At 68.2% G+C, this 14,350-nt stretch carries 9 protein-coding genes and 1 pseudogene; 5 read left to right on the forward strand and 5 right to left on the reverse strand.

Going from position 1 to position 14,350, the window contains the following annotated elements; all coding sequences use genetic code 11:
• Nucleotides 1-268 precede the first annotated feature (268 nt).
• The gene (locus tag A3IG_RS0111560; RefSeq protein WP_026220164.1) at nucleotides 269-1,045 is read left to right on the forward strand and encodes an alpha/beta fold hydrolase; all 777 of its coding nucleotides are present in this window, start codon (nucleotides 269-271) and stop codon (nucleotides 1,043-1,045) included.
• Between the two features lie 1,013 nt (nucleotides 1,046-2,058).
• On the opposite strand, the gene A3IG_RS0111565 is transcribed toward A3IG_RS0111560, so the two are convergent.
• Nucleotides 2,059-2,892, reverse strand: coding sequence for an endonuclease I family protein (locus A3IG_RS0111565; RefSeq protein WP_026220165.1), 834 nt, complete (start codon nucleotides 2,890-2,892; stop codon nucleotides 2,059-2,061).
• A gap of 1,627 nt (nucleotides 2,893-4,519) precedes the next feature.
• Here A3IG_RS0111565 and A3IG_RS33615 point away from each other — a divergent pair.
• From A3IG_RS33615 to A3IG_RS0111580, 3 genes and pseudogenes are all read left to right on the forward strand, one after another.
• A pseudogene (locus A3IG_RS33615) lies at nucleotides 4,520-4,701 on the forward strand (ATP-binding protein); the annotation flags it as partial.
• A 680-nt stretch (nucleotides 4,702-5,381) separates the two neighbouring features.
• The gene (locus tag A3IG_RS0111575; protein ID WP_018383730.1) at nucleotides 5,382-6,320 is read left to right on the forward strand and encodes an aldo/keto reductase; all 939 of its coding nucleotides are present in this window, start codon (nucleotides 5,382-5,384) and stop codon (nucleotides 6,318-6,320) included.
• Nucleotides 6,321-6,340: 20 nt separating this feature from the next.
• Complete coding sequence (locus A3IG_RS0111580) at nucleotides 6,341-6,688, forward strand: MerR family transcriptional regulator (protein ID WP_018383731.1); 348 nt, start codon at nucleotides 6,341-6,343, stop codon at nucleotides 6,686-6,688.
• A gap of 226 nt (nucleotides 6,689-6,914) precedes the next feature.
• On the opposite strand, the gene A3IG_RS35850 is transcribed toward A3IG_RS0111580, so the two are convergent.
• From A3IG_RS35850 to A3IG_RS0111605, 4 genes are all read right to left on the reverse strand, one after another.
• The gene (locus tag A3IG_RS35850) at nucleotides 6,915-7,199 is read right to left on the reverse strand and encodes a hypothetical protein (protein ID WP_018383732.1); all 285 of its coding nucleotides are present in this window, start codon (nucleotides 7,197-7,199) and stop codon (nucleotides 6,915-6,917) included.
• A 124-nt stretch (nucleotides 7,200-7,323) separates the two neighbouring features.
• The gene (locus A3IG_RS0111590; RefSeq protein WP_018383733.1) at nucleotides 7,324-7,716 is read right to left on the reverse strand and encodes a hypothetical protein; all 393 of its coding nucleotides are present in this window, start codon (nucleotides 7,714-7,716) and stop codon (nucleotides 7,324-7,326) included.
• A 275-nt stretch (nucleotides 7,717-7,991) separates the two neighbouring features.
• Entirely contained in the window at nucleotides 7,992-8,723 is a 732-nt protein-coding gene (locus A3IG_RS0111600; RefSeq protein ID WP_018383735.1) for a DUF4232 domain-containing protein, read from the reverse strand.
• Nucleotides 8,724-9,382: 659 nt separating this feature from the next.
• Nucleotides 9,383-10,351, reverse strand: a complete 969-nt coding sequence (locus tag A3IG_RS0111605; RefSeq protein ID WP_026220166.1) for a helix-turn-helix transcriptional regulator — start codon at nucleotides 10,349-10,351, stop codon at nucleotides 9,383-9,385.
• Between the two features lie 332 nt (nucleotides 10,352-10,683).
• Here A3IG_RS0111605 and A3IG_RS0111610 point away from each other — a divergent pair, with 332 nt between their 5' ends.
• Nucleotides 10,684-14,175, forward strand: a complete 3,492-nt coding sequence (locus A3IG_RS0111610) for a S8 family peptidase (RefSeq protein WP_158676905.1) — start codon at nucleotides 10,684-10,686, stop codon at nucleotides 14,173-14,175.
• The last annotated feature ends 175 nt before the right edge of the window (nucleotides 14,176-14,350 follow it).

A 14,350-nucleotide genomic window follows, 5' to 3' on the forward strand; every position in this document is an offset into this window, starting at 1 on the left:
ATGCCGAGGACGCGGGCGATACCGGCTGATGCCATGTCCGCAACGCCGGGCCACGACCGAGTACCCAAAGCACCCCACGACAGGATCGCGAGCTGTGACCGCAACCCACCTCGTCGCCCTCATCTGGGCCGGCGCCCGCTTCGAGAACGGTCACCTCGTCGAACGCCCCGAGGAACCCGTCGCAGCGTGACACACCTCAACCGACCTGCAAATCGTGACAGTTACTCCTTGCGTTGCCGCGACGCCCACTGCGCGGTAGCTTGCGAGGATGGAGATCCGAGTGGGCCAGGTCGTGGTCCACTACGTGGAGCACGGGACCGGTCGACCCGTGCTGGTACTCCATGGCGCCGGCGTCGACCACCGCGAGGCTGAGGCTTGCTTCGAGCCGGTTTTCGACGGCGTTGCGGGGCTGCGGCGGATCTATCCTGACCTCCCTGGAATGGGCTGGACAATCGCTCCCGAAACGCTGCGCAGCGCCGACGATGTCCTCGATACGCTGCTCAACTTCACCGACGAGGTCATTGGCGGGGCGCACCTCCTCATCGGTCACTCGGCGGGCGCGTACTACGCGCAGGCGATGGCCGCGAGGCGCCCGGCGCAGGTCGCTGGTCTGGCGCTCGTCTGTCCGTTGCTGCCAGGTCTGCGCGATGTCCCAGAGCACCGCGTCGTCGCTGGATCGGGTGAGATCGGTGACGACGTCTTCCGGAGCTACTTCGTGATCCAAACCCCGGAGATGCTCGAACGGTACGAACGTTACGTCGCCCCAGCTGCCGCGCTCGTCGACCAGGCAGCGCTCGGGCGAATCGGTGAACGGTGGGCGCTCACCCCCGATCACGCGCCGGCTTACGCGGGTCCGACAGTGGTCGTGGCGGGGCGGCAGGACTCGACGGTCGGGTATGCCGCCGCTGCTGACCTCGTCGACGAATACCCGCACGCCTCGCTCGCCGTGGTCGACGACGCGGGACACGCCCTACCCCACGAGCAACCGGAACTCCTGCGCACCCTCCTCGCTGAGTGGCTCGCGCGCGTCGAGCGCTCAAGCTGACCCGAAACAGGCTGGGCCCAGATCAGCATGGTTGCCGGGTTGAGCGCGGGTGGAATGTAGGCCAGCACCGTCGGCGACCGATCCAGGACTACGGCGAGTCCCCCAGCAGTGGCGTTGCTCGGGTTATGTGACAGCCGGTCCACAAGTCTTTACTATTCCTCGCCTTCTTAGCCTGGAAGGCTGGGTGAAGGTGACCCCGCGGTGGGCGCACATCGTTGCACGCCCAGGGTTTGTACTCATCGGTGGTATCCCCCTGCTCAACCACAGCGGGAAGCACACAGCCAAGCGGATGCGGCCCTGGAACGTCCCCGAGGGGAGCTACCACAGGCTCGCAGGCGTCCGCGAGGTTTCCGAAGAGTCCAAGCAAGCGATGGTAGGTTCAGACAGTGTGGCGGCTTCTGTGGCCGTCCCGCTGCCCGGTCAAGAGCCACGGGTATAGCCCTTATCTCTTGATCTTCGAAATACCGAAAAAGACCCTGGTGCTGGTTGGGCGACCCGCCGGGGTTTTCTGCGCGCGTCCGTCTCGGACGGTATCCGAACGATTACACGGCACGCCATCCACATGGTCACCAAGTCTGATCTTTGTCCGCTCGGGTCACGAAACCCGACCGACACCCAGACAAGATCTCGCACGTGCATTTGCATGAGCGCGCCACAGGCACGTGCCACGCGGCATCAGCGAAGCCCTTGCGCCCACTGATCGCAAATGACCACCGATGTGATTTCCTGATCACCCGGTGGATAACTTTCCTCGCCTGAAAAGATGAGCGCCGCCATGGCCTGCTGGTTTCTCCCAAGGTGCGTCTTGGGAGAAACCCGTGTTGGGCCGCCGGCGGCCGCAGTTGCTCCTCGTCCGTCCCCTGGCACCCATCTTCCAAGAGCGGCGAGCTGGTCCAGGAGCCGGGGCGAGAACTCCGGCAACGAGCTGGTTCAGTGCAGAGCACCCCCGATGTCCCGGGGGCTGCTCTGCACTGAACCGGATAGGCTCGACGAGGCGGGGTCTTCGTGGCTGATCACCAGATGGCGTCGACCCACTCGGGGTGGTCGATGAACGGGTTGCGGTTGTGCTGGTACTGGTCGTATATGACCTGGTTGCGATGCTCCTCGAAGGCGTCGGGCGGGTCCTGCAGGCTCCACTGCTTCAGGACTGACAGTCGGCCGATGGCGGGGGCTGATCCGTTGTTCACCTGGTCGTTGGGTTCGAGGTCGGCGAACCCATCGTCGCCGTCGTAGCGGACCGCCATGTAGAGGATCATGCGGGCGACGTCGCCCTTGACCGCGTCGCGGGGTTCGAAGGAGTCGCTGTCGGTGTAGTTGCCCGGCGCTTCGGACAGCTGCTGGCCACCGTTGTCGAAGTCCTTGTTGCCGCGGGTGCTGTTCACCGACACGTCAGTGGGCCGCAGGTGGTGGATGTCGGTGCCCGGGCCTGTGACGGTGCCGAAGTCACCGTGCGACTTGGCCCAGACGTGCTCGCGGTTCCAGTCGTCGGCGTCGCCGCCGTTGGCCGTCTTGGACTGGGACCGACCGGTGTACAGGAGGATCACGTTGGCCGGGTTGTTCGGGTCCTCGTCCGTGCTCCGCAGGGCGTCCCAGACCTGGGAGTACGACAACGTGCTCTGCTTGCGGATGATCGTGTGCAGGGCCGCTTTCAGTTCCGGGCCGGTCTTGCCGACCGCGTCCTGATAATAGGTGTCGTCCAGCACCTGCACAGCAGTTCGATCGCTCCAATCGGTGACGGTGGACGAGGTGTCGGTGGCGACAGCCGCCGAAGGGACGGCTAACGCGGCTGCCACGGCGGCAACGACCAACGGGCGTCGCCAGGAACGGCGCGAGGGTTGAGCGGACATGGCGGGGGTGTCCTCTCTTAGTCGATATTCAGCGCATCAAACAAATGTTCCCCTGAATGTGGACTATCGAAGCCTCAGTAGGGCTCTGAAAGAGAGACAAGGCGGTAGTGCCATGGCGACCAGGCGGTGCGGCTACTCACACACCCAGCCCACCCCGCTCGAACCGCCCACCCGACCTCTCAACACACCCACAGCACCCCAGGCCAGCCAGCGCCCGGTACACCAACAAACCCCCTCCGAGCCTCAGTTCTCCGGGGCGGGTGTCGGCCGTCAGGCCGAACTTGCGGCTCAACCAGGAGCACGGGCCCTTCGGCCTGCCTCAGGGCGCTGTTCGGACCCGTAGGCCGCCGGTCAGAGCTCCGGGGTGCTCGTGTTCTCGAGGTCGTTCGGTGGGAGAGGGATTCGGGCAGCGACGGTGACGTCCAGCGCGGGGCAGGCCGAAGCCGCTGTTCGGCGGGTTCTGGGGCGGGAGGGGGGTCGTGCGTCGGGAGGGTTCACGGTTCGCGTCTGGGCCGCGGTGCCGGACTCGAGACGATTGCGCCCGGGCTGGCGATCGGGGCCCAGTGCCCGCCGGCTGCTGTCGCGGAAACGCGACGGTTCCCGACGCCTTCGCGACACGTTCGGTGGGCCGCTTGGCCGTCGGGCACCGGCAGCGTCTAACCCCGAGACCCGTCGCCGGCGGCCCGACCCCTCGACCCTCTCTTCGAGGACGCCGGGCCCCCGTTGCCGAGGAAGCTCGTGTCGCGTGCGCGCCCGTGTCACAGGATCACCGGAACAGGAAAGCTCGATCATGGCCTCACTGAGCTACGACGTCGTCGCAGACCCCGCCCCGTTGGCGTCCCGGACCGGGACACCAGCCGTGGGAACGGTGCACGTACTGGTCTCCAATCCCAACACGTACCACGTGAAATGGCACTCCACCGAGGTGGAGGTGCCCTTCGGCTCCGGCACGGGTGCCCTGACGTCCGACCACGCGGTGATCACACCGGAGATCACCCCGAGAAACTGTTCGCCGGCGGAGCGAACCCGACGTTCGACTGGGACCCGACGCGCGGCACACTTGGCTCCTCTGGCCCCCTTGGCGCCTTCACGGCGAAGGACACCAAGGAGGTCGACATGCCTCCCGGCAGTTCTCCGACCAGGAGGGCCCGGTCCTGCTGCGGGTGAACCAGGACGCCGAGGGCAGCTCTCGGGGGCGCACGACCCGCCCCGTCAGGCTCGCCGCACTCGAGAAGGCCGCGCAGGTCCCGACCGACTTCCGCCCGGAGAAGTCCCAGGTGGACAAGGGACAGAACCTCGGCCTCCTGTGGGACGGACCCGACGACCTCACATACACAATCGCCCTTCCGCGGGTGTCAACGACTCCAGGACCGCCCATTCAGCGTCGGACAGGTCGAACCGCCTCGTCACCGCTAGGGTGGCCACGAGGTCTCCGCTGTCTGGTTCTTCTTGGTCGATGAACCCTCTACCGGAGACCTCGCTACGTCCAAGTCACGACACGCCGCCGCTCACAGCACTTCGAAACACGCCCTAAGTGCCAGCAGCCGGCAGGGAAGTCGGTTGGCCCGGTGGGAGCCGATCAGGCCCCTGGGGCGGGTGAAACCTCGCACCAGACACCACCCTTGACGACTGCGGTACCGGCAAGACCCACACGCTCATCGTCTGGGCATGGAGGTCGCCATGAAGGGCTACCGAATCCGCTGCACGTTGGTGACGAAGCTGGTGAACGAACTGGTCGAGATGGCCGACAAGAAGCAGCGGAACAAGATCACCGCCCGCTACGGCCGTGTTGACCTGTTCTGCGTCGATGCGGCGCTTGCGCCGCTCGGCTGCGAGCCGTTCGTCCTGATCGGTTGGAAGGGGCAGGCCACGATGGGTGGGGAAGTCCGCACGTGCGCGGGCGAAGGTGCCCATCGATCGTCGTGATCGGTGGTGGCCCTCGGCAGCCCGGCGGCAGCACCGCCCCTTACTGGGCAGCGACAGCCCGTAAGGGGCGGGTCGGACGCCGGCACCGTCGGAAACCGACCATGGCCACTGAGCCCGGCAGCCGGCAATGCCATCGGCTGGTGGCGACGCGCCGGCGGGAGGCCCGCCACGGGACGGTCTCGGCGGCAGCGGGCCGTTACGCGAGCACACCACCGGCCGGTGGCCGGCGGAAGGACACCACGCCTGGCACCATGCGGTGACATGCAAGCGGACGACAGCGGGCATGGTGAAGCACTGCGGTTGTCCTCGGGTCGGCCTGCTACTTGTCACCAGCGGTACGGACAACGTTGCTGTTGTCACCAAGTCCAGCGCTCAGCCGGCCACCCGGACTGCACGACCTCCGTGTCCGGCAACCCCTGCGCCCTGTTCGGTACGCCGCTTGTCAGGGCTACCACCGACGCAGCGTCGCCACGGCGGCGCCGGGTCCCAAAGACCGCGTCCCGGACCGTTTGCCACCACGGACTCTTGACCTGGAGCGCGCTCCAGATCCGAGCATGGAGGGCATGAACACCACCAATCGCCAGATCATCCTCGGAACGATGGACTTCGGCACCCGCGTCGACCCTGACCGGGCCTTCGCGATCCTCGACTCCTTCGTCGCCGGCGGCGGGGTCTGGCTCGACACCGCGAACTGCTACTCCTTCTGGACCGACCCCCGTGGCATCGGCGGCGCGAGCGAGCGCCTCATCGGCTCGTGGCTGCGGGCCCGCCCAGGGAAACGCGACGCGGTGCGGATCGCAACCAAGGTCCGACAGAACCCGCTGGTCCCGCACTCCTGGCCGGAAAGCGCCGAGGGGCTGTCCGCCCGCGCCATCCGGGCCGGCGTGAAGGAAAGCCTGGGCCGGCTCGGCGTCGATCACGTGGACCTGCTCTGGGCCCACGCTGAGGACCGCACCGTGCCGCTGGAGGAAACGGTCGGCGCCTTCGGCGAGTTGGTCACCGAGGGGGTGGCCCTGCGGGTCGGGGCTGCGAACCATGCCGCCTGGCGCGTCGCGCATGCCCGGTCGCTCGCGCGGGAGCGGGGAGTGGAGCCGTGGACCGCCCTGCAGTTGCGCTACTCACTCGTCCAGCCACGCCCGCTCACTTCCGTACCGGAGGCCGGCCACCGGATGCTCGCCGCCGAGGACCTGGACCTCGCGAGGTCGGAAGGACTCTCCGTGTGGTCATACAGCTCGCTGCTGTGGGGTTCGTACGTGCGCGCGGATAAACCAATACCGGAAGCCTATGATCACCCCGGGACCGCCCGAGTGCTCGCAGTCCTGGAGGAGATCGCCGGCGAGCTCTCGGCCACTGCGAACCAGGTCGTCCTCGCATGGCTGATGCGGCAGGGCATCGACCCCATCGTCGGCGCGAGCCAGGTGGGGCAGATCGAGCAAGCACTCGCCGCACGCCATGTGCGGCTCACTGACGAGCATCTGGCGCGTTTCGCCGAAGCGCGGTAGCGGCGGTTCCAAGGAGTTCCATGACCACCCTCACCCCGGCAGCGGCCGCCGACCGCACGGGCGTCTCCATCGACACGCTGCGCTACTACGAACGCGAAGGGCTCATCGGCCCGATCCGGCGTACCGCCGGCGGGCGCAGGGAGTACACCGAGGACGACCTTTTCTGGATCGGCCTGGTCACGTGTTTCCGCGAGGCCGGCCTCGGCATCGCGGACCTGCGTGGATTCGTCGCCATCCTGCGCGCCGAACACCCTCCCGAGGACCGGGTCGCCTTCCTCCTCGAACGCCGTACGGCCCTGGAGAAGCAGGTGGCGGCGCTGCGCCGGGCCATGAACGTCCTTGACGAGAAGATCGCCTACTACAGCTGAGCGCCAACAGCGCCGCACTCAGCTCGCACCTGCCCACCACACACCGCGGACACACGGACGACTTCTCCTGCTGCCGGACCCCCACGCCGTTTCGACGCCCCCGCCGAGCAGCAGGTCAAGGCGATCACCACGGCTCGCGGCCCCGCGGGTGACCACAAGCCTGCCTGTGTGGCAACCCGCTTGCTTCGACTCACGGCGGCGGGCGGCCGCTGGACCCCTTGCCCGGTCAGTAGGAGACGTCGAAGTAGCCGCTGCCGGTGAGAGCGACCTGGGGCCGTGGCGCGGCGTCCGCCGCCCTTGACGTGAACTCCCGCAGTCCTCCGGCGACGATGTCCCGCATCTGCTGGTCGGTGGCACCCTGTTGCTGGGCGTCGAACAGGCGGCGGGCGGAGGCCGGCGGGTGGGTACCAGCCGTCTCGATCCGGTCGACGATGGGCTTGGGCGGGTGGTTCGCGGTCGCCGGTGCGGCAACGCTCCACCGAGCGCTGGCTGACCCCGACCTCCACCGCAACGAGCTTGGTGGTCTTCAGCTACCCCACCGGAAAGTTGATGCGGACCTTGAAGCCCTGGGCGGCTGGCGGGTGAACGCCTCCTGCTCAACCCCGCTCGACAGCGTCTGGATCTCCGCCCACCCGTCAGTTCCCGTCCGTGAACGAGCTGCGGCCGTGGCGCCGCGGGATCATGCGGGCGGCTGCAGCCGGGGCGAGGTCCACGACCAGGCGCTCGCCCACACCCGAGGGCGTGGTGGCCTCGGGTGAGAGGTAACCAAGGCTGCGCAGCTCGCGGACCGCTTTGCGGAAGGCCTCGCGGCCCTCGGCGGCCAGGCGCTCGTCGCGGGTCAGGGAGACCAGTTCACTGACCGTGGGCTCCTGCCCGGGGGTGTAGCCGGTGGCGAGTTCGGCCAAGACACCACGGGCACGCCAGGTCAGGCGCATGTCCCGCATCGCCCGCGCGAACAGCACCGGGTCATGGCTGGGCGCGGCGGCGGGGACCGGCCACCGCGGGGGCGGGGCAGTGGGGGTGCTCATCGGTCACGACTCCTTCGGTGCAGTTCGGTGTCCGTGCCGGCTCCAAGCCCGGACGGCGCGAGTGCTGGCGTCGGCGGCTACGGCCTTACCCACCTTCGCCCAAGACGGCATCGCCGCCCTTGACGTGCCGGGCCGGATACAGAACCCGATCCATCAACCCGACCACCCACAGCATCAACCGGACACCCTCCAACTTCCCCGAACTTCGAAGCCCGACACGGAACCCCCCGGACCGCGGCCCCCAGCGGTGGGGTCGGCAGTCGCCGCGCCGCTCCTCAGAGCTGGGTGATCGGGCGCATCGCAAGCCCCTCGGTACCGGCCCAGCCGTTCACCCGCGCCGCGTCATCGACGGAGACCGTGTCGAGGCCGTCGGGCAGGTCGAAGATGAGCGTGCCGCTCAGCTCGGTGCCCTCGCCGGCGACCAGGGTCGCGGTGAAGCGGTCGGACTGGTCGTACTCCGCCTCGCCTCCCTCGTCGTTCCCGAAGACGTACAGGCCGGCGTAGGCCTTGCCGCCTCCCTCGACGATGACGGGTTCGGTGTCCGGCTCCCCGAGCGTCTCGACGATCGGGGCGTCGTTGCCGGCCTTGAGCCGCACCTGCGGCGCGTCGTTGAGGACGCACGGCGTCCTCGCGCCGTTGGTGACGGTCAGCAGGAAGTGGCGGGGGGTTTCCCCAGGCTCGTCTTGGAGCTCAACCGCGGTGGTGAGCCCGTCCGCCTCGCAGTCCGCATACGACGTGCCGTTACCGCCGCCGGTCTCGCCGCTGTCCTCGGTCTCGGTGGCCATCGGGCTGCTGTCGGTCCCGGAGTCGCCCGCGGGCGCGGTGGTCTGCGGCGTGCCCCCGCCGGCCGACGCGGAGCCCGAGGGAGCCGCGGTCGGCGGCGCGGCGGCCTGGTCGTCGTCCTGGCAGGCGGTGGTCGTCAGCAGAACCGCGACCACGGCCGCGCCCAGGACAGCGCCACGCAGGCCTGCACGCGGTGAACCGTCCCTGGCTGTCCTCGAGTTCATCCCGTTCCCTTTTCCCCCGTGACCGGCCCAGAACCGGTCCGCGTGCAAGCAACCTCGTTATTGTCGCCGTGTGGGGAAGCCGGTTCGCCAGCATCCCGCGTCTGTTACAGCCCTCGTACGAACCAGCAGTCACGGCGTGACCGGGGCGACGCAGCGCCACCCTGAGGCGCGTCGGGCCACAGCCAGCAGGTGACCTCGGCAACCAGAACCAGTCAGCCGTCGCCAGCTCGCGGTAGGACACCGCGGCCGGGTGCTGCTGTAGTGGCCCAGGTTCTTCCGGCCTCGGGCGCTGGCAGCGTACAGCCGGCCGTGGCCACGGCCCTGGGGGCCAGGGCCCCGTTGCGAGATCCGCGTGGGAAGCCGGCAGGGCGTTCTTCCGTTCCAGGTCAGGCCCGATCCACGGCACGCAGCCAGCGAACCAACGCGCGAGGGGCCTGCCGGCAGCAGGCGCCCAGCAGCCATGGATCGCCGATCGGGCCAGGTCGGCAGTTGGGCAGTGACGCTGAGGACCACGAGAAGACAACGAACAACCCCGGTCCCCCAACGGCAAGCCCACGGCAGGACCAGCTTCCGGCAGGCCAGCAGGGCAAGGCGGAGACCGCAGCGCCGCAGGCCAGCGGCTCACCACGCCGACCCCACGGCCGCAGGGAAGGTCAAGATCAGACCCAACCTCGCCGTGTGGCTTCCACGCCTGCGTGGAAGCGGCTTCTCGCCTGGAGTGCGGTGAGGAGGTTCTGCACGCGCCGACGCACGGTTCGGGTGGTGATGTCGAGCTGCCTGGCGATCGCCTCGTCCTTCATCCCGGCGGCAAGCAGGGTCAAGACCTTCCGTTCCTCCTCGCTCAGCCCAACGGTGGTGCCGCTCATGGGCACGGCCCGGCTCCAGGAGACCTCGAACAGCATCACCAGGCCGTCAAGGAGCGGAGAGGAACGCACGAACAGTGCCTTGGTGTTCTGGGGTTCGCGGTCCAGCGTGATCACTGCGGCCGTTCGGTCCGCGATCGCCCCTCTGAAGGGCAGCTCGGGATGGATGCGGGCCTGGAGTCCGTTGATCGAACTGCGCTCGGCGCTCACGTCGGACGTCAGACCGTCGGGGTCACAGAGCTGCCGGAAGCCCACTCCGCGTAGAAGTGCGGCCCTCTCCATGCTGCCGATCTCACCGGTGATGTAGGGAGCGGTGTCCCACATGAGGATCTCGCCACGGGCGTCACGCAGGAGTTGGTGGTACCGGTGCCCGACGTCCTCCCAGGTGTCCAACTGGTCGAAGCAGCGGTCGCCGTCGTCGGTGCGCAGGGAACGGCGGTATCGCTCGTGCAGGTGTGGCAGTGAACCACGGATCTGGAGCAACTCTGTCTCGTGTTTGAGGACCAGCTCCCGAAGGGCGCGATCGGGGTCGGCCGCGGTCCACCCGGCGCCGGTGTCCCCGGCCGCTGCCAGAACGTTTGCGCGCAGGGCCAAGCCTTGTGCGCGCAACCAGTCGAGGATCACGGTCGCCGACTCGGGCGTGTGCCCGGTGTCAAGGGCGAGGTCCGTCGTTGTGGCCGTCCCCCGGTCGAGGAGGGCGAGGTAGATCGCCTCTGTGCCGTCCGGCATGCCGAGACCGGCCAGTGCTGACAACTCCTGGGGCATCACGGGCCTTTCCTCATACGGACAGAGTCCGCTTGTTGACCGCCCACCTGCCTGGTCATGCACCGGACACGTGGGAAAGCATCCTCCGGTAACCGGGCGGGGGTGTCCAGCCCTGGTCCGGCCCGAAGGAGGAGTTCTCTATGAGACACCTGAGACGGCTCAGGGCAGGTGCCGTGTTCGCGGCAGTTGCCGCGGTAGTCGCAGGAGCAGTCCTGGCGGAACCAGCCGTTGCGGAACCTGAACCCGCCGGTCAGCCAGTGAAACCCGGCTCCGCCCCACAAGCCGGCCCGACGTCGGCGCAGATCACGCTGATCACCGGCGATGTTCTCACCGTGCGCAGTATCGACGGGGACCACAAGGCGGTCAGCGCGGACAAATCCGGGCCCTCGCACGGCATCGTGTCGCTCTACGAGGAGGACGGCCACACCTACGCCCTCCCGTCCGCCGCTCAGGAGGGTGTCAACAGCGGCCGCATCGACCGCGATTTGTTCAACATCGACACGTTGATGAGCAACGGATATGGCATATCCAAGTTGATTCCCGTCATTGTCGACAACCAGGACAGCGCCAAGGCGCCGGCGATGCCCGCGCGGGCGCAAGGAGGCCGTGCGCTCAAGAGCATCAACGCGCTGGCGGTCACCGTGCCCAAGAGTGGGACGAGGGGTTTTTGGGCCAACTACGACAGCGCGGCCGACTTGCGTGCGCGGGGGGTCGACCGGATCTGGCTCGACGGCAAGGTCTCGGTGGACCTCGCCGAGTCGGTTCCCCAGATCGGTGCACCCGACGCCTGGAAGGCCGGATTCGACGGCAAGGGTGTCACCGTCGCCGTACTCGACACCGGCGTCGATGCCACGCACCCCGACCTCGAGGGCCGGATCTCCCAAACCAAGAACTTCAGCGCGAGTAAGGACGCCTTCGACCGCGTCGGCCACGGCACCCATGTCGCTGCGACCGTCGGCGGGAGCGGCGCGGGCAACGGCCACAGCGGAGTCGCGCCCGGTGTCGACCTGATGATCGGCAAGGTGCTCGGCGACGATGGCTCCGGCACGTTCAGCTCGGTCATCGCCGGTTTGGAGTGGGCGGCTGGGAACGGTGCCGATGTGGTCAACATGAGTCTGGGCAGCGACGTCCCGGACGACGGCAGCGGCCCCCTCAGCGCGACCATCGATGAGCTCACCGAAGAGACGGACACCCTGTTCGTGGTTGCTGCGGGCAACACCGGCCGTCGGACCATCGGCAGCCCCGCGTCCGCAAGCGAGGCACTCACCGTCGGCGCCGTGTCGAAGGCGGACGCGCTCGCCACCTTCTCCACCCGCGGGCCTCGCAGCGGCGACTTCGCGGTCAAGCCCGAAATCTCGGCCCCGGGGGTCAGCATCGTGGCGGCCCGGGCGGCGGGTACCAGCATGGGCACCCCCGTCAACGACCACTACACCTCTGCGAACGGCACCTCAATGGCCACCCCGCACGTCGCTGGGGCCGCCGCCATCCTCAAGCAGCAGCACCCGACGTGGTCCGCCCGCGAACTCAAGGCCGCCCTGGTCACCACCGCCAAAGCAGGCAGCTACCAGGTTGCCGAAGGCGGCGTGGGCCGCGTCGACCTCACCCGTGCCGTGTCCCAGAAGGCATACGGCACGCCCGCAGCCGTGAACCTCGGGGCCATCCGCTACGCCGAGGCCGGTGACTACGAGCCAGTCAGGCGTGAGCTCACCCTGCACAACTCATCCGACAGCGACCGCACGTTCACCATTGACGACGACGGGGTCAACGCCAGCGGGGAGAGAATGCCGGACGACGCGGTGACCGCGTCAAGCACCTCGGTCACGGTGCCCGCCGGCACGTCCGCCGATGTCACCATCAGTGTCGACCCGAACCTGCTGGCGCGGAACACGTACTACAGCGGCCGAGTGTCGGCCACGGCGGAGGACGGCACTGCCGTGTTCTTCCCCCTCTCCTTCCTCATGGAGAAGCTGATGTACGACGTCACCATCACCGGCATCGGCGGCGACGGCGCCGCCGCCGGCGGCCCCAGCCAGGTGAGGCTGTTCGCGACGGGGTACGGGGCGTCCTCGACGTTCAACGCCGAGGGCACAGCACGTCTGCGGGTGGAACCAGGCGAGTACATGATGTACGCGAACATCTTCACGCCTGACGCCTCTCGCTCCTGGACCGAGGAGGCGACGGCAGCCTTCGACTCATCGCTGACCGTCGACCGCGACGTCACCATCACTCTCGATGCCCGCAAGGCAACCCCGGTCACGGTGGACACCGGTCACGCCACCGAGTGGCGAGGTGGCGCGTTCAACTACAACGGCTACATGACGCTGCTTCCCGGTGACATCAAGCGCGTCTCCACGCTGCCCTCACCGGGCGGCAGCAACGACGAGTTCGTCCTCGACTCCTCCCTCACGGCTCCCGTCCTGACCGCGAAGGTGGAAGCGGACAAGCCGCTCAGCCTCACCCCGACCCAACTGGACGGCGCCAAACAGTTCAGCGGCGAGCGCACACTCGAGGTCGTTGATGCCGGGACCGGAACTCCCGCCGAATACCGCGGGATCAACGCGCGCGAGAAGATCGTCCTGGTCACCCGGTCCCCCGACGTCCCGATCTCCGAGCAGATCGACACCGCGGCCGAGCACGGGGCGGCCACCGTGGCGGTCGCCAACAACACCCCTGGCCGTCTCGTCGCCGCTGCCGGCTCCACCGCCGTACCGTCCTTCGCGCTGTACGGGGAACAGGGCGAGCAACTCGCCGCACGGGCCGCCCTCGGCGACCTCCGCATCGAGCTGAAGGGCACCCCCTACAGCCCGTTCCAGTACGACCTCGTCCACACGGTCAGGTCGATCCCGCAGGACGGTCTGAAGTTCGTCGCCGACGAGACCAACACGGCGCGCATCGACGCCGACTACTACGCCCACGCCCAGCAGGCCGGCAACCTGCACCAGGCATTCGGCCGGGCCGGACTCCCCTACTTCGCCACCACCACGGTCCCGATCCGACTGGGCGCCCCGCACCAGGAGTACGTCACCGCCGACCCCAACGCCCGGTACTGGACGGGTGCCGAGATCACCGGTTCCAACGGCATCGCCACGTTCGACCGTGGTTGGCGCACCTTCAAGGCGGGAGAGCGGCACAAGGTCAACTGGTTCAAACAGGTGGCCAACCCCACCCGCGGTGACACCTGGTTGGACCAGGGCTACTCCTCGGCAGTCGGTGACTACCTCTCCATCGGCGCCGAACCGTTCCCGGACGGCGAGCCGTGGCACCGGCCGGCCCCGGGGTGGAACGACAGGATGTCCGTGGTCCTCTACCGCGGAGACAACGAAGTCGGTCGCACCGACAACTACTTCTACAAGACCTTCTACGTCGATCTCGAACCGGGTACCTACCGGGCGGTGCAGAAGATCGACCGTGACGCCCCGGGTTGGGAGTTCTCATCGTCGCTCACGACGGAGTGGACCATCAACATCACCAGGACGGGGGTCATCTCCCACATCCCGATGCCCAGGCTGACTTACGACGTGGCCGTCAACCTGCACAACCGGGTCAAGGCAGGCAAGAAGCAGGCGATCACCGTCCGAGCCACGCTGCCGAGCACCGACGGCAAGGTCACCGGCGTCAAGACCTGGGCGTCCTACGACGACGGCGCCACCTGGTCCCCCGTCGCACTCGCCCCCTCCCGCAAGACCGGCGAGCTCACCGGCACGCTGAACCTTCCCCGCGTCACCGCGACATCGGGCTACGTAACCCTGCGGACCCAGGCAACGGACGCGTCGTCGGGCAACACCATCGACCAGACCGTCAAGCGGGCCTTCGGCCTGGAGTGACCCCACACCGCTCCCACCCTGTGGGTTGCCCCGGAAGCATCTCCGGGGCAACCCACAGTTGCTTCGCTCCGTGCGTCGTACGGCCACCGTCATGGCGTTTCCCGAGCAGCGGACTTGCCGCCGTCCGCGCGCTGTTCACGACGACCTCACCTCCAGCAGAGACCCTCGACGGTTT

The sequence above is a fragment of the Wenjunlia vitaminophila DSM 41686 genome (genome assembly GCF_000380165.1).
GTDB classification, from domain to species: Bacteria; Actinomycetota; Actinomycetes; order Streptomycetales; family Streptomycetaceae; genus Wenjunlia; species Wenjunlia vitaminophila.

Excerpts from the sequence above, each read along its gene's own strand:
- A3IG_RS0111605 (WP_026220166.1), bottom strand. The coding sequence starts at position 10,351 with ATGCCCCAGGAGTTGTCAGCACTGGCCGGTCTCGGCATGCCGGACGGC.
- A3IG_RS0111560 (WP_026220164.1), top strand. The coding sequence starts at position 269 with ATGGAGATCCGAGTGGGCCAGGTCGTGGTCCACTACGTGGAGCACGGG.
- A3IG_RS0111580 (WP_018383731.1), top strand. The coding sequence starts at position 6,341 with ATGACCACCCTCACCCCGGCAGCGGCCGCCGACCGCACGGGCGTCTCC.
- A3IG_RS0111600 (WP_018383735.1), bottom strand. The coding sequence starts at position 8,723 with ATGAACTCGAGGACAGCCAGGGACGGTTCACCGCGTGCAGGCCTGCGT.
- A3IG_RS0111565 (WP_026220165.1), bottom strand. The coding sequence starts at position 2,892 with ATGTCCGCTCAACCCTCGCGCCGTTCCTGGCGACGCCCGTTGGTCGTT.
- A3IG_RS0111575 (WP_018383730.1), top strand. The coding sequence starts at position 5,382 with ATGAACACCACCAATCGCCAGATCATCCTCGGAACGATGGACTTCGGC.
- A3IG_RS0111590 (WP_018383733.1), bottom strand. The coding sequence starts at position 7,716 with ATGAGCACCCCCACTGCCCCGCCCCCGCGGTGGCCGGTCCCCGCCGCC.